Below are 17,425 nucleotides of genomic sequence, written 5' to 3' on the forward strand. Positions count from 1 at the left end.
ACATGGGACATACACCCTACGGCTACAGCATTGAAAACGGCCGCGCCACGATTAAAGAGGATGAAGCCAATAAAATACGGAAGCTCTATAAGAATTACATCTCCGGGATGGCTCTGGCCAAGGCTGCTGCCGCTGCTGGCATTGAAACCTACCACGGCACAGCAAAGCGTCTGATGGAAAACAGACACTACCTCGGAGACGATTTTTACCCGGCCATCATCGATCAGGAAACCTACGATAAAGCTGCTGCCATCCGTCTGGAACGCGCCGGGAAACTTGGCAGGCTGAACAGGAAAAAGAACTCAAAGCCTGCAGCGTCTCCTACCGGCTTTCGCATGGCAGCGGCAGAGCAACACTATGAAGATCCGAGGCTACAGGCAGAATACCTGTACAGCCTCATTGAGAGCGAGGCGATCTAATGGGAAATGTTATGGTCATCCCGGCCAAAAGGCAGGTCGGGAACACAGTAAAGCAATCTGAACAGAAAAAGCTCCGTGTTGCAGCCTACTGCCGCGTCAGTACGGATTCTGAAGAACAGGAAACAAGCTACGAGGCGCAGGTCACGCACTACACGGAGTACATCCAGAAAAATCCTGACTGGGAGCTGGCAGGCATATTTGCGGACGATGGCATCTCCGGTACCAACACCAAAAAGCGTGACGAGTTCAACCGCATGATCGAGGAGTGCATGGCCGGAAACATCGACATGATCATCACCAAATCCATCAGCCGATTTGCCCGAAACACCCTCGACTGCCTCCAATATATCCGGCAGCTCAAGGACAAGAACATTCCAGTCTATTTTGAGAAGGAGTCCATAAACACGCTGGATGCCAAAGGCGAGGTGCTCCTTACGATCATGGCGAGCCTTGCCCAGCAGGAAAGCCAATCCATGAGCGAGAACATCAAGCTCGGCCTTCAATACCGCTACCAGCAGGGCAAGGTTCAGGTTAACCACAACCGCTTCCTCGGATACACCAAGGATGAAAACGGCAACCTCGTCATCGATCCGGAACAGGCAGAAATCGTAAAACGCATCTACCGGGAATACCTCGAAGGCTCCAGCATGGACAAGATTGCCGCCGGTCTTATGGCTGACGGCATTTTAACCGGAGCAGGAAAAGAAAAATGGCACACCAGCACCATCAACAAAATTCTCCGGAACGAGAAGTATATGGGTGACGCGCTGCTTCAAAAGACCTATACCACAGACTTCTTAACAAAAAAGCGGATCAAGAACAACGGCACCGTCCCTCAATACTACGTCGAAGGCGATCACGAAGCGATCATTCCAAAAGACCTCTTCATGCAGGTGCAGGCGGAGCTTGTCCGTCGCCGGGTAGTCCACGTCAGCCCGACAGGCAAGAAGCGCAGTTTCTCCTGCAATCACTGTTTTGCACAGATGGTTTTCTGCGGTGACTGCGGTGAGCTTTACCGGCGCGTTCACTGGAACAACCACGGCTGCAAATCCATCGTCTGGCGCTGCATCAGCCGTCTGGAACCGACCTCGGCTGAAAAGAACTGCACCAATCGGACGGTGAACGAGCTCCTGCTGCAGGAAATTACGGTCAAGGCCTTCAATCAGCTTCTCACCGAACGCGACGTGTTTCTTAAAACCTTACAGCAGAACATCGCCAAGGCTGTGGTCAACGCTGACACCCTCTCACCGGACGGCATTCAGAGCAGGCTCTTGGAACTGCAAAAGGAGCTCATCAAGAAGGCAAACAATAAACAGGACTACGATGCCATCGCTGATGAGATTTTCCGGCTCCGTGACCAGAAAGAACAATCAGAGCTTGACAGCCACCACCGGGAAGAAGCCATGAACCGGATCAAGGAGCTGCAGGACTTCATCTCCGAGCAGGAAACCGACATAACAGAGTTTGATGAGGCTCTGGTCAAAAAACTCATCGAGAAGATTACCGTCTTCAACGACCACTTCACCGTGGAATTCAAGTCAGGGATTGCAATCGAAATCGAAGCATAAAAAGGCTCCTCGCCACTGAACCCAATCAGTAGTGAGGAGCCTTATCCTTTTTTGCTTACAATAGTTTCTCTACATCCTTTGCCTTCAGCACTTTTCCTGCAGAAACAATTTTGTCATCAATCATAAGAGCGGGCATGCTCATCACCCCATATCCCATGATTTTTTCCATATCGGTGATGTACTCGATTTCAGCATGAATCCCCTTGTTTGCTACCGCCTCTTTTACTGACTTCAAAAGTGCCTCACAACTTTTGCAGCCACCGCCTAAAACCTTAATATTCATTTTACTTATCCTCCTGTTCGAAAAAGTTATAAAAACTCTTTTAATTATAACCGTAAATCACTGTGCTATATACTCTTTCAGCTCTACAATTTTCGTATGGATCTTCCGAATCGTTTCGATAAAAACTTCATCACTTGCTCCCGTTGGATCATCCAAGCCCCAATCAAATCTCTCCCTGCAAGGGAGAAATGGGCATTTAACATTGCATCCCATCGTAATAACAAAATCTACGGGTGGGATATCTGACAGAACCTTGCTGTGCTGCGTTTTTTCCATGTCAATGCCATAGATTTGCTTCATCAGGCGTACTGCATCCTGATTGATCTGAGGTTTTGTTTCTGTTCCGGCAGAGTAGCTCTCAAATACATCAGACGCAAGATATTTTCCTAATGCTTCGGCTATCTGGCTGCGACACGAGTTATGAACACAGATAAATGCTACTTTCGGTTTGTTCATTGAATTTTTCCCCTCTACACCAATAAGTACGCTATGGCATTGAAGCCGTATCCGACGATGATGATACCGGCCGTACAGATGGCAATAAACGTTCCAAGCAATTTTGGTTTAATCGCTTTCTTAAGCATGATAAGAGACGGAAGGCTGAGCGTGGTAACCGCCATCATAAAGCTGAGAATCGTACCGAGCAATGCTCCCTTTGCCAAAAGTGCCTCGGCAATCGGAATCGTGCCGAAAATGTCTGCGTACATGGGTATGCCGACAAGCGTGGCGAGTATCACACCGAACGGATTATTGTCGCCGAGAACGGTTTCCACCCAGCCTTCGGGAATCCAGTTATGGATCACCGCGCCGATAGCCACGCCGATAAGGATATAAGGGAACACTTTCTTAAAGGTGGATGCAACCTGATCTCTGGAATAAATCAGCCGGTCTTTGACAGTGAGATTCGGAGACTCGATATCTACCTTGCTGTTGTTATTGCGGATAAAATCAGCAATCTGATCTTCCATGTGAAGGTTTTCTATTAGTGTCCCGCCAAGAACCGCAATGACAAGACCCAGCACCACATAGGTCACGGCAATCTTCACGCCAAAGATACTGGTGAGAAGCACAAGACTCCCCAAATCCACCATTGGCGATGAAATGAGAAATGAAAATGTCACCCCAAGCGGAAGCCCTGCGCTCGTAAAGCCCATGAAGATTGGAATGGATGAACAGGAACAGAACGGTGTAACCGTTCCAAGCAGTGCGCCTATTATATTTGCTCCTATTCCATGAAATCTTCCCATGATCTTCCTGCTCCGCTCCGGAGGAAAGAAACTCTGAATGTAAGAAATCAGAAAGATCAACACACAGAGCAATACCGTGATTTTCATTGTGTCATAAATGAAGAACTGTATACTGCCGCCAATCCGACTATCTACATTAAGTCCGACCATCAGCAGCAACTGCTCAATCAGGGCATTCAGCCACTTCATCCCAAGGATCTGATCCTGAATAAAAGTCCACATTATGCAAACCTCGCTTTCGTTTTATTTGCTATCCGCACAAGCATCAGCATGACCGGAACCTCCGTCAGAACGCCTACTGTAGTGGCGAGAGCCGCGGGACTTGTCGTGCCAAAGAGTGCAATCGCCACAGCCACCGCAAGTTCAAAGAAGTTCGATGCACCGACCATCCCGGCAGGAGCCGCAATATCATGCGGTAATTTCAGCAGCTTGCTTGCCCCATAAGCGATAAAGAAGATCAAAAATGTCTGAATGGTCAGCGGCACCGCGATCAGCACAATATGAAGCGGATTAGACAGAATCACCTCAGCCTGTGAACTGAAAATAATAACCAGCGTCAGCAGCAGACCTATTGTTGTGGCATTGTCGAACTTGTGGACAAACGTGGTCTCAAAGTAATCCGCGCCTCTTTGCTTCGTGACTGTTATCCTCGTGAGGATGCCGCCCACAAGCGGAATCACTACAAACAGAAAGATGCTGACGAACAGGGTGCTATAGGGAACAGCCACATTGGAAACGCCTAAAAGGAATTTTACAATCGGAACAAATGCCACCAGAATAATAAGGTCATTGGTGGCCACCTGCACAACCGTATAAGCAGGGTTCCCTTTTGTAAGTGTACTCCACACAAACACCATCGCTGTACATGGAGCAGCTCCTAAAAGCACAGCTCCGGCGAGGTATTCTGTTGCCAGTCCCGGTGATATGAAGGTTTTGAATATGACAAACAAAAACAGGTAAGCAATTCCATACATAGTGAAAGGCTTGATCAGCCAGTTCGTCACCCATGTGACCAGAAGTCCCTTTGGATTCTTTCCAATCTGTTTTACGCTCTGAAAATCTACTTTCATCATCATAGGGTAGATCATGACCCAGATGAGAACAGCGATAGGAATCGAAATGCCGGAAATCTGAAATTTGCCGAGTGTGGCAGGAATAGCCGGGATAAAATGCCCAATCAGTACTCCAATGGCCATGCAGAGCAGTACCCACACAGAAAGATAACGCTGAAATGTATTTATGCCTTTGCTTTGATTGCTCATGACTTCGCCTCCATTAGTTTTATATATTGAAATGCATCTATGTTTATGGCCTTTATATAGGCAATCCCAAGGGACTGCCTATGTTAATGAAAGATATTGATTATTCCTTTTTCTTGCATCCGCAGGATACGCTCTCGTCCGTTTCGCAGTCACATCTTGCGTAGGAACCGATCATGTCCCGGAACTCCCTGACCCCGTCTGCGGAGATGGAGTAATGCATCCATTTTCCCTCTTTGTAGTAATCTACAAGTCCGCTGTCCGCAAGGATCTTCATGTGATGCGAAAGAGTCGGCTGTGTGATATTCAGTTCCTCCAGCAGATCACATCCGCACTTCTCCCCATGCTGGAGAGCAAGCATGATCGCAAGGCGGTTCTCATCTGTGAGTGCCTTTATTTTTTTGACGTCTTCTCTGAATCCCATGATTTTCACCTCCGAGAGATATACATATTATATCACACACATTTACAGTTGTCAATGTATGAATATAATATTATTTCAAAAAACTCCCCGACTCTGATGGCAGTGTGGGAGCCTTTTTCCGACATCTATCTCACAGCCACAACTACCCAACATCTAACTCGGCAACTCAACATAGTGACATCTATCGTGGCAACTCAACTCTAACACTTTTTGACCCAGATTGCCCTTCGATAAGTTACCGAGAAGCGTTTTGGCTGCCCAATGCCAAATTTGCCCGAGTGTCCGAAAACCGCAGTATTAGCGGGCTTTCGCGGCTATTTGCCGTCGACCCTTGACATCAATACTACCGTCTCCACGTGGCTCGATACGATAGGCTGAATGTCTTTGCTATTTTTCTGTTTATGGGAACAAATCCACAGCCGTTTCCTTGTTTGAGCCGTTTGCGGAAACATATCTACTGCGTTTTTGGCACTATCGGTAGACGAGAACATATCCATTCATGATAAAAAAACGTGTCTAATTGCATAATCATGATTGAGTAGAGTTGTCAAAAGAATAAATATAACGTATTTCAGTAAGTTTTTTTCCTGCAATTTCAATAATGCATTCATCGTCTTCATTGCATCGCCACTTATTCTTCTGGCTGAATCAATACTACCCCCTGCTCTGATATAACAATAATGATATCACCTGAAGCTAGTATCCCCTTGTTGGAAGTATCTCTTTCAAAAAATTTGACAAAACTTATCATCTAGTACAATTTCCATGCCTAAAATATTAATATCCCTCGACTACTATAACTTCACCTTCTTCAGCAGTTGGGGGTTGAAAATGATCATAATAAGTGGAAGCTGTTTGCTCCGTCAATATGATATCATTTTGATGATTTCCGTTTCTTTTTCGAATACGTTCCATAACAACTTCCTTAGGTGTCTTTATATAATAGATTTTGGGTTCTATGTCGTATTTCTTTAATAATGAAATATATTCACTTCTCATTTCTCTAGACCAAAATGAATAATCAAGAACAATATCAATGTTTTGCATGATAAGTGAAATTAGTTTTTCATCAAGATAGGTTTTAATATCTTCTAAAACCTCCTGAGGTAAAGGATGTTCTTTCAAACCTCGTTTGAATGATTCTTCATCATAAGATAGTATTGTCATCCCGGTACTTTCAAATTTTTTTGCTAGTGTTGATTTACCTGCTCCCGCAGGGCCGCACATTAAAATAACTTTACTTTTTGACAAATTATCTATTGTATTTTTCATTAATATAACCTCCTATAACAAACCAAGAAAACATGACACTCTCCTTAAGTATTATTACCATTCGCTCTTTTCATGATTTCCTGTACTATTGATGTTTTAGCATTCGCATAGTGCTGGACATGCCTCCATTTATTCTTTGCCAAGCTTCGTTTGACTTGTGCATATTTGTCCCGATCAGTATCATTAGTCCGCAACCAATCACGGAAGCGTAACATTCTATCAATCTCTGATGTGCCCAAACTGAACACATGCAGATTAATATCGGTATCCGGTCCTTTAAACAAACGATGCTCAAACCAGTCAGGTTCTCGAATCTGTAGCACATATCCGGCCGCTGCCAACGCTGGAACGTAGGATGACTCATCAGCAGAATCCTTAACAACCAACAGTATATCGATGATTGGCTTTGCACAAAGCCCAGGAATCGAGGTTGAGCCCACATGTTCTATTTGCAACGCTTTGCTGCCGAGTACTGAATGAATCCGGTTCGATTCCTGCTCAAACAATTCAGGCCAACTTGAATCGTATTCAACAAGAGTGATCGGTGCATTGTGCGGCTTAAGCTCACCAACCGTATTCTTTTGCAACTCATCATCCGTTGTAGGCATGGAGGTATTATTAGATATCATATTATCGCACTCCTTTGCTGCTTATTATCTAGGGTTAAACTTAACTACTATTTTTCTTTGCGATATAAAATACATAACTGTAATAATCTACTACTAATCTAAAATAAAGCGATTATAAGCTATCCTTTTTCCTGTGTTTGTTTTAAAGTTTTCACCTATACACTTTTTTATCTTTTCCTGTTCTTTTTCTTTATCCATAACCGTTAAATTTTCAAGCAAATCAGCTTCCCATTGTATTTGAAAATCAAGTCCATCAATTTTAGATGGAGTATGATGGTTGCCTATTATAAAGCATATTCTATCAATATTTTTGTTATAGCCTACCTTTTTTAATATTTCTTTCGCTACTGCTGGTCCTTCCTTTTCTTGATAGACACCATCAATAGAACCGTATTTTTTTTGTGCTTCAACCGCACCAATATCATGTAGTATAGCAGTAATACTGATGAATTCTTTTTCTTCCTCTCCGATATTTTCTCCGTTCATTATATCTTCTGCATTTTTCAAAACTTTAAGAGTATGCTCTATGCCAAAAGGAATTTCTTTGAATACTTCTTTCATCTCTATAATAATTTTTTCTTTAAACATAAATTGCCTCCATTTATACCTTATAGGTGTTTTAGTTCTATCTATCCATTTTTTTGTTCGTCGATACAATCAACATCATGGGATGGCGCATTTAAGAGGTTAATCTCTGCTGCCTATCTAAAACTGCGGTGTCGGTCATTTTTACATCGATATTACTCAACTCATGATTGACACTGTCTGCCTGCTTTCTGCTATCAAATGTAACCTCAGACATAAAATTACAAAAATAAGTATCCCAACTAACATTATCATCATCCACGCGCCAAAACAAAAAAGTCGCAATAGGATAATCCAAAAGAATGGAGTCCCAGAGTTTTTCAATCTGCTCCATACTCCACACATATTGTCTTTGGAATGCAGGCATAACATACTTCCCATTTTTTATGTGTTCAAGTGCCTCATATATAGTGATGCTGTTATCTATTAAAACGCTCATGGTTACTCCTCTCCAACGTAGAAACTTTCTTTATATTTCACAAGGGTGTCTTCAACCTCGTCCCAAACCCAGACACGTTCTCCGTCATCTTCAAAAACTTTTCCGTGTGATTTTGGTCCATCCAGTTTCATTTGGGAATAGTTATTTCTAAAAGTAGGAACAAACAAATCAGGACGCTCTTTATCACTGCACAGACGCTCCATCATAGGCAGAGTAGCTTCTCCTGCAATATCAATAGCCATAAAAAAGGCTTTTATAATTTTATGGTTGTACTGACTCGGTTTCATTGCCCACATAGGGATACGCTGCAATGCTTTTCCGTAGAAATCTCTGGAACCGCTGTCAGTTTGTTTCACAACTCTTGGTGTATATTCTTTCGATGCATTGCCAAATGCTTGTGCAATATACCAACGGAGACAGGCCTCACCAGCCTCATCAGATGTTTCCCCGGACAAATTAAGTGCCATATTAAATTTTTCATATACATCTGAATCCACTGTAAAGGATATATTTTTTTGCATTATTTTACCTCCGTTCATTTAGAATACGTCATTATATATTATACGCACTCTTAGTAAATTTGTCAATACTCATAGACTAATCGGCAACATTTCACTGCAAAAGAAAAACACCCTGCATTGCTGCAAGGTGTGTTCCATCCAAATGTTATCTTCTCACATCCACGCTTGTGCCGGATTTAAATTCTACAGTAACCTTTCCGCCGTAAACCGTTATTTTCTCAATCAGCCTGCGAACCAACTGCTCATCATATTCAGTGATGTTCTGCGTCTGCTCTGTAAGGAACTGCTGCATTTCGCTGATTCGCTGTTTCATACCCTCACGCTCCGCATTATCCACTTGGGCATTCTGCTTCGCCTCACGAAGGCTATAAATCTCATCCACAATGCTGTCATAATTTCCTTTGGCGTTTGCGACCTTCAGAAGCTCCTTCTGCAATTCTTCCAGTCGGGCATCAATCTCAGCAATGGGAACACCGTCTGTTCCGGTAAGCACCGCCTCAACATTTCTTTGCAAGGTTTCATTCATCGTATCTTTTTTGCCGAGTGCCATATTAATGGCTCGAACCACAAGGTTTTGTAATTCTGATTCGTGGATAGCGTCTGCATTGCAGGCTCCAGGACCGTGTTCCACTCTGGTGCAGCAACGCCACACAACGGATTGCTTACCGTGATTATTCCACACAACTCTACGGTAGATGTCACCACACTTGGAACAGTACACGATACAGGATAATGCGTACTTACTGCTATAAACACGTTTCTTTCTGTTCTGCCCGCTGTGTAGGTTGGCACGTCTGACCATTTCTTCTTGTACCTGCATATAAAGGTCGCGGGGGATAATGGCTTCATGGCTGTTTTCCACATAATACTGCGGAACCAATCCGTTGTTCGGAACACGCTTCTTCTCCAAGAAATCCACGGTATAGGTCTTTTGCAGAAGGGCATCTCCGATATACTTTTCGTTCTTGAGGATTTTTTGCAGGGTTTCCGGTCGCCATTTCTTCTTCCCGGCGCCTGTCAGAATTCCGTCAGCCTCCAAGCCTCTGCCAATCTGCTGCAAACTTGCACCTTCCAGGTACTCTCTGTAAATTCGTTTGACCACTTCCGCTTCATCGGGTTCAATAATCAACTGTCCTTTTTCATCCTTGGTGTATCCAAGAAAACGATTGTGATTCACGGTAATCTGCCCCTGCTGATAACGATACTGAAACCCTAACTTTACGTTCTGTGATAAGGACTGGCTTTCCTGCTGTGCAAGGCTCGCCATGATGGTAAGCAACACCTCGCCCTTGGCATCCATCGTGTTGATATTTTCCTTTTCAAAATAAACGGGAATATTCTTTTCCTTAAGCTGCCTGATGTATTTTAGGCAGTCTAAAGTGTTTCGCGCAAATCGGCTGATGGACTTGGTAACAATCATATCGATTTTACCCGCCCTAGCCTCATCAATCATGCGGTTGAACTCTTCTCGTTTTTTCGTGTTAGTTCCGGATATCCCGTCATCAGCAAATATTCCGGCAAACTCCCATTCCGGATTTTTGCGAATGTAATCGGTATAATGCTCCACCTGCGCCTCATAACTGGTGGCCTGTTCATCACTGTCAGTGGAAACTCGGCAGTAGGCTGCCACACGCAGTTTTGGTATTTCTGATTCTTTAGCGGTGTTGCCAACACGTCTACGTGCCGGAATTACCGTTATGTTTTTAACTGGTTCCATTTGCATTCATCTCACTTTCTATCAAACTATAGGCGTATTCAGCCTGTTCGTAAGGGTCATAAATAACTTTTGTCTGTCGCCCCATTGTAAAATGCAGGGGAACGGCAGGCATTTCTTTACCTTGCAGTTCTCTGACCCTGCCAAGCTGATTGGCTCTGGACTGTCTTTCTTCTTCGGCTCTGTCGAACAGTTCCTGATCAATGATGGCAGGGTAATAATCTTCCCCAAGATAACGGGTATTTCGAAGCATCCTTCCGGCACTGCCGTGATAAATCTTTATTCCAACATTTTCTGCTGCAACTTTCAGTGCTTTGCCGGAAATGTATTCTTCGAAAAACTTTCTGACCTGTTCTGCCTGAATCTCATCTACCACAGCTTTTCCTTCTACAATCCGATATCCGTATGGAATATGTGCTGTCATTTAACTCACCAACCTTTCCGTCAGATTCAATCCGCATTTTAAGTGGAACACAATCTTTGCTCGGGACTCTACCGTGATACTTTCCACATAGGCAAGGAAGGTTTCATCTTCGAATGCTGTCAGCATCACACCTTTGGTGGTGAAAGTCATCAGCTTTTGCAGTTCCTTAATTCGTGTCTTGTCACCGCCAACGAAATTAACTAACTTCTCTTTTTCTGCCCGTAGCTTTTGCTCTTCCATAGTAAGGGCAGCGTTTTCTTGATTAAAAACATTAGGCTCTAATACCCCTGTTGCCATCAGATTTGTAAGAATCTGCTTTCGGTCGGTATTACTTTCAATGCAGATATCCAATTCCTGAATACGGAGCAATCTGTCTTTGTCATCCATTCCTCGCAGAGTGCGTAACAGCGGTTTCAAGACCACCTGATGACCATAGGTCAGCTTATTCATCATGGTCAGAAAAGCCAGCTTAACGCTGTCATCCGAAATGTAGAGCATGGAGCATTCTTGCTTGTTTTCCAGATGCTTTCCGCAAGTCCAAGCCACATAATTGCCGCTTGGCTTGTAATGCTGCCTACGCTTAAAAGTAGTCCCGCATTCGCCACATTTGATTTTACCGGAGAAACAATAACGGTTCTGATATCGATAGGTATCCGTTCCATTGCCTTTTTCCATCGCTCTCTGGTCAAGCACCATGCGTACCTTTTCAAAATCCTCATGACTGATAATCGGTTCATGATGGTTCTCGCAAAGGAAACGGTCACGCTCTCCGTAATTGATATGGCGGTTAAAATTGCTGTCACTGTAGGTCTTTTGAAAAATTACATCACCTGTGTATTTTTCATTGGTAAGAATGGCGTTTATGGCACCCGCGCCCCATTTACCATTCTTTTTGGTCTTGATGCCACGGGCATTCAGGTCCTTGGCTATAGCGTGTGTACCTTTTCCAGCAAGGCAGGCTGCAAAAATCTCTTTTACAATCTCTGCCTGCTCCGGCACAATAACCATCGTGCCGTTATCATTGTCATAGCCGTATGGAGGATAGGCAATAATAAAGGTTCCGTTCTGAAAGCGTTTCTGCACCGACCATTTACTGTTTTCGGAAATGGATACCGACTCGCTTTCTGCCAGACTGCTTAAAATGGAAAGCATCAGTTCACTCTCCATCGAACCCGTGTTAATATTTTCTTTTTCAAAGAAAATGGAAATGCCCAAATCTGTCAGCTTTCGCACCATTTCCAGGCAGTCCGTAGTGTTACGGGCAAATCGACTGATTGACTTGGTAATAATAAATTCAATCTTACCGTCCTCGCAGTCTGCAATCATAGAAAGCAGTCCGGCACGGACATCCTTTTTCGTGCCTGTGATACCCTCGTCATAGTAAAGACCAACATACTCCCATTCGTCATTGGCACGGATATGATTTTCATAATGGGCCTTTTGTGCTTCAAGGCTGATAAGCTGTTCATCACTTGCCGTAGAAACTCGGCAATAGGCTGCAACCTTTAGTTTTTTCTTCTGAACCGAGGATTCATTTGCCCCGATTTTTGTTATCCTTTTCATCAACTCACCTCACTTTTTGGGTAGTGACATATTCCCGTACTATCGCAGAAATAGCAAGTCATTTACGGCATAATCTCTGACAGAAACGGGGAGAAAGTTTTGCGATTTACAGCCGATATTTTGTGAAATTCATCCACAGAAATCATGCCGAACATAAACATGGTTTCCAAGACTTTCTGCGCCCTGTAATAATCATATTCCTTCTGCAATTCTTCCTGCGTAATCTCATGTGCAACGGCATTTGGTATCTTAAAATTCTCAATTCTCTGTACTTCCATTTCGATTCCTCCAATCATTCAACAGTGGAAATGTTTCCTCTGCCTATATGCGAAAAGACAGGCTGAATCGAACCCCCTTAAAAGCAAAAAAAATAATGCCCTTCAAGGAAAAATCCTCAAAGGGCATCATATTAGTTCGGAATCTTCAGTTTCCAACCGCTATAAATCACATTGGAAGTCAGTCCGTTCAGCTTTTTAATTTCGGTGTATCTTGCACCTTTACCAAGATACCGCTCTGCAATCTCCCACAGGGTATCACCTTTGACCACCGTATGGATACGGTAATCCGGCTCGGCGGTTTCATCCGCAGGGTAAATGGCAGTTCCATCATTGGCAAAAACAAAAGTGCCGGGGTTCTTATCGGCAGCCGTCTTTGCATTGGAAAGGATACGATACGCACCTACTTGTGATTTGCTGTCCTTCCATGTCTTACGCACACGGTAATAACCGGATGTCAGCTTTTCAGGATAGGTCACCACAGGCTCGGCAGTATCTTCGGTGTCCTCCTTGGTATCGGCAGCAAGCAGAGCCTTTACCTCGGCACGGAAAGTATCCATGCTCTTGCCGTGTTTCGGAAACCAGTGCATTACATCTCCGTGGTTGGATGCAACGTCCTGTTTATAACCCTCACTGTGACAGATGATGTTCTGCTCGGTCAATCCGTACTCCTTACAAAGGTAGGCACAAAGTTCTACGGCCTCACGGTACACCTTCTTAAAGTAGGCATAATCCGTAAGACCGTCCTCGCAGATTTCAAAACCGATATGAGTATTGTTTGCACTGCCTCCGGCGTGCCATCCACGATGATTCCAAGGGAGTGTCTGATAGGTTGCAATCGTACCGTCAGCCAGCTTGCCGATAAAGGCATGAACGCAGACCTCTCTTCCGCCGGGATGATAAGTGTTCCAGTGATTGCCATACTGGTTTTTGCCAAGCAGACCATCGTCGGGACCCACATAGCGTTTCAGATTAGGGTTGTTGGCACCCGTGGAATGAACCATGATGCCTTTGACCGTGATTTTCCTGCCCGCCTTGTAGCAGGCATTTTCCGTTAAAATAAGTTTGTGTAAATTCATATTACTTGTCCTCACTTTCCGTATTTTCTGCACGGTTATGGAGTTGCTCCAGGATATCCTTCATCTTCTCCGGAATCGGCAAACCAAGGTGGGATGCGTTTTCCAAAAGGCTCACACCCTCATTGGAGAGATAGAAGAAAATAACCGCCGTTCTGAGTACGCTGCCGTCACCGATAACATTGGCATCAATGATATGTGCGATGCCTACCAAAGTAAAAATCAACACCTTACGGCAGATACCTTTAAAACCAACGGAACTGGAGAGGTTCTTATCTGCAATGGCACACATAACGCCCGTGATGTAGTCCACAACCACGAACGCCACCAGTGCATACAGAAGACCGTCAAAGCCTCCCAAGAACCAACCTAGCCAGCCGCCAAGGGCAGTAAAGATGATTTGAATGGTATTCCATAAATCCTTCATAGTAAAATCCTCGCTTTCATTAATTTTTGTATGCAAAAAGGGCACCCACCACATTGGCAGATACCCTTCAAGCCGTTATTCCGTTTGTTTAGGCAGCCACTCCCAGACTCGCATATCTTCCTGTCCAAGGGACCACATACACATCCCTCGCAGTTTCCAACGATATGCTGCCTGGTTCGCCCAATAGATCAGGCTGTCCACGTCCTGATAATACAGAATGGAAAAGCCGTCCGAATCCCCAAGGAACAGTCTGGAAATCCAGATGTTGATATCCCTTGGGATAATTTTTGTTCCATAATCATATCCACACTCAAGGGGCATGATGTGGGAATGATAAAATTCGTAGTCCAGAGAAATATCTTCGCTTCTGGTAGAGTATTCTTCCACATCGGAAGTAAGCGTAAATACTTGGAACTCCTCATCCCATGTGCAGTTACTTCTCTCGATTCTGCCATAGGAAGTTTCCGTTCCATCCGGCATTACCACATCAAATCTCTCATATGGCTCATACGTCCAGGCATCTCCCAAACGGAGCAATTGACAGTTGATTTGATTTTCAGAACGAATCCCCGCATACCCACCGCCACTGCTTACCGTTGCAGTAAATCGCAGCGTATTGAATGTAGAGGAATACACCCGCACCTTGTTTCCACGTTTACGCATTTCAATGGTGTAAACATTTGGATTGCTGCGAAGGTCAGCCTTTGAAGTTTTTGAAATTATCATGGCGTAACTGCCTTTCAGCGTAGAACCCTCATACAATTCCAAACGCTGTGTATCATAGTTAAGGCAACAAAATAATGTTCCAATGAAGATACCCGCCTTACCGCTACCATTTGCCGGAAAGATAATCTGCGCCCGAAGGTGGATATCAGAAAATCCATTATAATTCCATGCAAGCTGACCATAACCTTCAAGCTGTGAGTATGGTCGTTTTGCCATACTTTCCGGGTCTTGCCACACATTCCACTCACCGGATAGAACTGTCCAGTAGCTTTCCGGTATCTTCTCTTCGTCACGGAAATCCTCATACCACACAAGAGCGGAGTCAGGCTTTCGGCGGAGCATTTCCAGTGTCAACTTAAATCCCGTTGCAGGACCCACCATATCTCCATTCACATCTTTAAACTTTCGTGGTGCAAGGGTATATTCTGCTTCTCCCGCTGTTGGTTGTTCAGAAAAATCGGTACAGACACGGAAACCATAAAACTGCACACCGTTTACACCAACGGAAATAGTCAGTGTATGTTCTCCTGCAGAAAGTCTCACCCCCTTGGCAAGTGTCGCCCAGAAGGTAGTCCTCCAATATGGCCACCATAGCCTGTTCTCGGAGAAATGAACCGTACTGCCATCAAGAGATGCATAAATGCTGTTTTTATCCCAGAATGGGTAACACAGACGAACCGCCACATCATAAGTGCCTGCCTTATCAATCGTAAAATTGTAGGTAGCAGAACCCTCATCACCTAAAGTGACCAGTGTTTTTGATACAGAAACCACACCGTCATAGCTGTCCGGTTCGGCACCACGGTCAATGAGAATTTCTCCAAATTCCGTGTGCTGCTGTTTAGCGTATGCCGTAAGGTATCGTCTGCGATTATAGGTTTCAGTCATAAGCGGATAGGAATAATCTGTGGCATCCCTGCCTTCCATATAATCGTACACATGAGGCAATGCCCACGGCCCCATATCGTAATCGTCCCAATAGGAAACAATAGGGATAAAGGGTTGGGGAGGTGCATCATCGGTAAAATTATAGACACCCTGCATCCAGTATTTTGCGGCGTAATAGGTGTTAGATGTACCACGATAATATTTCCCAAGGTTCTCCGGCGTATCGTAAATCTGCCAGTTCCAACCGTAAGCAGGCATACCAAGGAAAACCTTGTCGGGATTCATTACCTTCGTAGCATAATCGTAAATACCCTCAAGCCAACTCCTCGGAGAAACAGGACCGGGAGCAGAACCCGCCCAAGCCATACCGTAACTCATGATAGATGCAGTATCGCAATATTTATCAAGGTCACCATACACGCACCAGTTCTCACCACCCACCGAACCGTTAACAGAAGTCATACCCGGAAGGCAGATGTTCATCTCTTTGGTGGAGTCATAGGCTTTTACCGTTTCGTAGATGTGCTTGAACATTGCCGTGGATACTGCGTGGGTGGAATAGTCATCTCCTTTTTCCAAGTCGATATCCACACCATTGCACCACGGATACTTTTCCATGATACGCACAAGTTCAGAGCAGAACTTATCCTGCGCACCGTCCGTGTTATCACGCAGAGCCTTAAAAATTGAATTTGCACCATCGTTAGCAACAGTAAGCAACCATCGGATATGTGGCCATTTGTTGATGTATGTCAGCATATTGCTGATGGGAACGCCGCTCTCGGTAATTGTTCCTGTCTTGTCTACCTTAAAGGAAAATAGACCGATAGTATCGATTCGGTCACCGTAATCACGCAAGGCCTCATACATTCTGGAATTACCCATAAATGTCCACACCATAATACGTTTGCCTTTCAGTTTATCCCTCAAATCGACACACCTCCGTCCGTCATTTCCTGTAATTCAAAAAGCACCCTGGCAGACTTGCCGTCCTCCAAGGTAACCTTATGCTTGGAATCCCAAGCGGCACTGTATTGATAAAATCCCTCTTTTAGTTCTGTGACACCATTCTTCGTACATTCTCTTACAGAAGCAAGCAGTGCCAGATCATCTTCTGCTGCCAGTGCGTTTGGGAATCTTACCTTCTGTCCACCCACACCTTGGGAAAGCTGCACCGAGCCTGCTGCCATATCAGACTTTGGATAAATATGAATATCCAACCCACCGGAAGTTTCTCCAAGGTTACAGACAATCACTGTTTCCGCGGAACGAACCACACCGTTGAACCATACTTTATTGCCTTTGGCAAGTCGACTCTCCGTATGTGGCACATACCCTGTCAGTGCAGGACCTTCCTGTAATTGCAGGTCAGTAAACCAAATGGTGCCGGAGCAGTCCGTGATGGTAGGTTTCACGGTAACGTTCACAACACGCATATCCTGCTTTTTATTGATAACCTCTGCCAAACGAATGAATACCGGATTAGCCATCAAGCACCCACTTGATTTCACAGGGATGACCTACCCATCCCGTAGCAACCGAACCCGGCTGCAGCAAAAGGTCTGTAATATAAAAAGTGCCTGTGCAGTTGGTCACGCACACACGCACGGTAATAGATTTCACTTTGGAGAAGTAATTTTCAGGCATTATCTTCTCCGATGTTTTAGAAAAATAAGCCATAGACAC

The 17,425-nt window shown here is 44.5% G+C and carries 21 protein-coding genes; 2 read left to right on the plus strand and 19 right to left on the minus strand.

The window, feature by feature from the left end; genetic code table 11:
- Positions 1 to 2: 2 nt before the first annotated feature.
- A complete protein-coding gene (locus DWV34_RS02485) occupies positions 3 to 419 on the plus strand; it encodes an integrase (RefSeq protein WP_118475253.1) in 417 nt (138 codons plus the stop codon).
- The gene (locus DWV34_RS02490; RefSeq protein WP_118475255.1) at positions 419 to 1,987 is read left to right on the plus strand and encodes a recombinase family protein; all 1,569 of its coding nucleotides are present in this window, start codon (positions 419 to 421) and stop codon (positions 1,985 to 1,987) included. The genes DWV34_RS02485 and DWV34_RS02490 overlap by 1 nt, the downstream gene beginning before the upstream one ends.
- A 55-nt stretch (positions 1,988 to 2,042) precedes the next feature.
- Here DWV34_RS02490 and DWV34_RS02495 read toward each other — a convergent pair whose 3' ends face one another.
- The 19 genes from DWV34_RS02495 to DWV34_RS02585 form a co-directional block, all read right to left on the minus strand.
- A complete protein-coding gene (locus DWV34_RS02495; protein WP_118475257.1) occupies positions 2,043 to 2,270 on the minus strand; it encodes a thioredoxin family protein in 228 nt (75 codons plus the stop codon).
- A gap of 57 nt (positions 2,271 to 2,327) precedes the next feature.
- Positions 2,328 to 2,726 (minus strand): arsenate reductase ArsC, encoded by a 399-nt coding sequence (locus DWV34_RS02500; RefSeq protein ID WP_118475259.1) that lies wholly within the window; start codon positions 2,724 to 2,726, stop codon positions 2,328 to 2,330.
- A gap of 14 nt (positions 2,727 to 2,740) precedes the next feature.
- Entirely contained in the window at positions 2,741 to 3,739 is a 999-nt protein-coding gene (locus DWV34_RS02505; protein WP_118475261.1) for a permease, read from the minus strand.
- Positions 3,739 to 4,779, minus strand: a complete 1,041-nt coding sequence (arsB, locus tag DWV34_RS02510) for an ACR3 family arsenite efflux transporter (protein ID WP_118475263.1) — start codon at positions 4,777 to 4,779, stop codon at positions 3,739 to 3,741. The genes DWV34_RS02505 and arsB overlap by 1 nt, the downstream gene beginning before the upstream one ends.
- A 100-nt stretch (positions 4,780 to 4,879) precedes the next feature.
- Entirely contained in the window at positions 4,880 to 5,200 is a 321-nt protein-coding gene (locus DWV34_RS02515; protein ID WP_118475265.1) for an ArsR/SmtB family transcription factor, read from the minus strand.
- A gap of 777 nt (positions 5,201 to 5,977) precedes the next feature.
- Positions 5,978 to 6,472 carry an AAA family ATPase gene (locus DWV34_RS02520; RefSeq protein ID WP_118475267.1) on the minus strand — a complete coding sequence of 165 codons (495 nt, stop codon included), beginning with the start codon at positions 6,470 to 6,472 and terminating at the stop codon, positions 5,978 to 5,980.
- 44 nt (positions 6,473 to 6,516) lie between these two features.
- Positions 6,517 to 7,101: a GrpB family protein gene (locus DWV34_RS02525; RefSeq protein ID WP_118475269.1), complete on the minus strand. Its 585-nt coding sequence runs from the start codon at positions 7,099 to 7,101 to the stop codon at positions 6,517 to 6,519.
- A 93-nt stretch (positions 7,102 to 7,194) separates the two neighbouring features.
- Positions 7,195 to 7,689 carry an HD domain-containing protein gene (locus DWV34_RS02530; RefSeq protein ID WP_029425405.1) on the minus strand — a complete coding sequence of 165 codons (495 nt, stop codon included), beginning with the start codon at positions 7,687 to 7,689 and terminating at the stop codon, positions 7,195 to 7,197.
- A gap of 91 nt (positions 7,690 to 7,780) precedes the next feature.
- Entirely contained in the window at positions 7,781 to 8,125 is a 345-nt protein-coding gene (locus tag DWV34_RS02535; RefSeq protein ID WP_243000798.1) for a DUF262 domain-containing protein, read from the minus strand.
- Between the two features lie 2 nt (positions 8,126 to 8,127).
- The gene (locus tag DWV34_RS02540) at positions 8,128 to 8,646 is read right to left on the minus strand and encodes a hypothetical protein (RefSeq protein WP_118475271.1); all 519 of its coding nucleotides are present in this window, start codon (positions 8,644 to 8,646) and stop codon (positions 8,128 to 8,130) included.
- A gap of 145 nt (positions 8,647 to 8,791) precedes the next feature.
- Positions 8,792 to 10,363 carry a recombinase family protein gene (locus tag DWV34_RS02545; RefSeq protein ID WP_118475435.1) on the minus strand — a complete coding sequence of 524 codons (1,572 nt, stop codon included), beginning with the start codon at positions 10,361 to 10,363 and terminating at the stop codon, positions 8,792 to 8,794.
- The gene (locus tag DWV34_RS02550) at positions 10,350 to 10,784 is read right to left on the minus strand and encodes a recombinase family protein (RefSeq protein ID WP_118475273.1); all 435 of its coding nucleotides are present in this window, start codon (positions 10,782 to 10,784) and stop codon (positions 10,350 to 10,352) included. The genes DWV34_RS02545 and DWV34_RS02550 overlap by 14 nt, the downstream gene beginning before the upstream one ends.
- Positions 10,785 to 12,347, minus strand: coding sequence for a recombinase family protein (locus DWV34_RS02555; protein ID WP_118475275.1), 1,563 nt, complete (start codon positions 12,345 to 12,347; stop codon positions 10,785 to 10,787).
- A gap of 62 nt (positions 12,348 to 12,409) precedes the next feature.
- Positions 12,410 to 12,625: an SHOCT domain-containing protein gene (locus DWV34_RS02560; RefSeq protein WP_118475278.1), complete on the minus strand. Its 216-nt coding sequence runs from the start codon at positions 12,623 to 12,625 to the stop codon at positions 12,410 to 12,412.
- 131 nt (positions 12,626 to 12,756) lie between these two features.
- A complete protein-coding gene (locus DWV34_RS17960; RefSeq protein ID WP_118475280.1) occupies positions 12,757 to 13,701 on the minus strand; it encodes an N-acetylmuramoyl-L-alanine amidase in 945 nt (314 codons plus the stop codon).
- Between the two features lies 1 nt (position 13,702).
- A complete protein-coding gene (locus tag DWV34_RS02570; protein WP_118475438.1) occupies positions 13,703 to 14,125 on the minus strand; it encodes a phage holin family protein in 423 nt (140 codons plus the stop codon).
- 75 nt (positions 14,126 to 14,200) lie between these two features.
- Positions 14,201 to 16,639, minus strand: a complete 2,439-nt coding sequence (locus DWV34_RS02575; protein ID WP_118475440.1) for a glycosyl hydrolase family 18 protein — start codon at positions 16,637 to 16,639, stop codon at positions 14,201 to 14,203.
- Between the two features lie 26 nt (positions 16,640 to 16,665).
- Positions 16,666 to 17,229, minus strand: a complete 564-nt coding sequence (locus DWV34_RS02580; RefSeq protein ID WP_118475282.1) for a hypothetical protein — start codon at positions 17,227 to 17,229, stop codon at positions 16,666 to 16,668.
- Entirely contained in the window at positions 17,222 to 17,419 is a 198-nt protein-coding gene (locus tag DWV34_RS02585; protein ID WP_073126833.1) for a hypothetical protein, read from the minus strand. The genes DWV34_RS02580 and DWV34_RS02585 overlap by 8 nt, the downstream gene beginning before the upstream one ends.
- Positions 17,420 to 17,425: the final 6 nt, after the last annotated feature.

Origin of the sequence: Anaerostipes sp. AF04-45, from assembly GCF_003461725.1 — a bacterium.
Classification (GTDB): domain Bacteria; phylum Bacillota; class Clostridia; order Lachnospirales; family Lachnospiraceae; genus Anaerostipes; species Anaerostipes caccae.

Excerpts from the sequence above, each read along its gene's own strand:
- DWV34_RS02550 (WP_118475273.1), bottom strand. The coding sequence starts at position 10,784 with ATGACAGCACATATTCCATACGGATATCGGATTGTAGAAGGAAAAGCT.
- DWV34_RS02545 (WP_118475435.1), bottom strand. The coding sequence starts at position 10,363 with ATGGAACCAGTTAAAAACATAACGGTAATTCCGGCACGTAGACGTGTT.
- DWV34_RS02585 (WP_073126833.1), bottom strand. The coding sequence starts at position 17,419 with ATGGCTTATTTTTCTAAAACATCGGAGAAGATAATGCCTGAAAATTAC.
- DWV34_RS02490 (WP_118475255.1), top strand. The coding sequence starts at position 419 with ATGGGAAATGTTATGGTCATCCCGGCCAAAAGGCAGGTCGGGAACACA.
- DWV34_RS02570 (WP_118475438.1), bottom strand. The coding sequence starts at position 14,125 with ATGAAGGATTTATGGAATACCATTCAAATCATCTTTACTGCCCTTGGC.
- DWV34_RS02560 (WP_118475278.1), bottom strand. The coding sequence starts at position 12,625 with ATGGAAGTACAGAGAATTGAGAATTTTAAGATACCAAATGCCGTTGCA.
- DWV34_RS02500 (WP_118475259.1), bottom strand. The coding sequence starts at position 2,726 with ATGAACAAACCGAAAGTAGCATTTATCTGTGTTCATAACTCGTGTCGC.
- DWV34_RS02485 (WP_118475253.1), top strand. The coding sequence starts at position 3 with ATGGGACATACACCCTACGGCTACAGCATTGAAAACGGCCGCGCCACG.
- DWV34_RS02555 (WP_118475275.1), bottom strand. The coding sequence starts at position 12,347 with ATGAAAAGGATAACAAAAATCGGGGCAAATGAATCCTCGGTTCAGAAG.
- arsB (WP_118475263.1), bottom strand. The coding sequence starts at position 4,779 with ATGAGCAATCAAAGCAAAGGCATAAATACATTTCAGCGTTATCTTTCT.
- DWV34_RS02525 (WP_118475269.1), bottom strand. The coding sequence starts at position 7,101 with ATGATATCTAATAATACCTCCATGCCTACAACGGATGATGAGTTGCAA.
- DWV34_RS02530 (WP_029425405.1), bottom strand. The coding sequence starts at position 7,689 with ATGTTTAAAGAAAAAATTATTATAGAGATGAAAGAAGTATTCAAAGAA.
- DWV34_RS02540 (WP_118475271.1), bottom strand. The coding sequence starts at position 8,646 with ATGCAAAAAAATATATCCTTTACAGTGGATTCAGATGTATATGAAAAA.
- DWV34_RS02580 (WP_118475282.1), bottom strand. The coding sequence starts at position 17,229 with ATGGCTAATCCGGTATTCATTCGTTTGGCAGAGGTTATCAATAAAAAG.
- DWV34_RS02535 (WP_243000798.1), bottom strand. The coding sequence starts at position 8,125 with ATGAGCGTTTTAATAGATAACAGCATCACTATATATGAGGCACTTGAA.
- DWV34_RS02495 (WP_118475257.1), bottom strand. The coding sequence starts at position 2,270 with ATGAATATTAAGGTTTTAGGCGGTGGCTGCAAAAGTTGTGAGGCACTT.
- DWV34_RS02575 (WP_118475440.1), bottom strand. The coding sequence starts at position 16,639 with ATGGTGTGGACATTTATGGGTAATTCCAGAATGTATGAGGCCTTGCGT.
- DWV34_RS02515 (WP_118475265.1), bottom strand. The coding sequence starts at position 5,200 with ATGGGATTCAGAGAAGACGTCAAAAAAATAAAGGCACTCACAGATGAG.
- DWV34_RS17960 (WP_118475280.1), bottom strand. The coding sequence starts at position 13,701 with ATGAATTTACACAAACTTATTTTAACGGAAAATGCCTGCTACAAGGCG.
- DWV34_RS02505 (WP_118475261.1), bottom strand. The coding sequence starts at position 3,739 with ATGTGGACTTTTATTCAGGATCAGATCCTTGGGATGAAGTGGCTGAAT.
- DWV34_RS02520 (WP_118475267.1), bottom strand. The coding sequence starts at position 6,472 with ATGAAAAATACAATAGATAATTTGTCAAAAAGTAAAGTTATTTTAATG.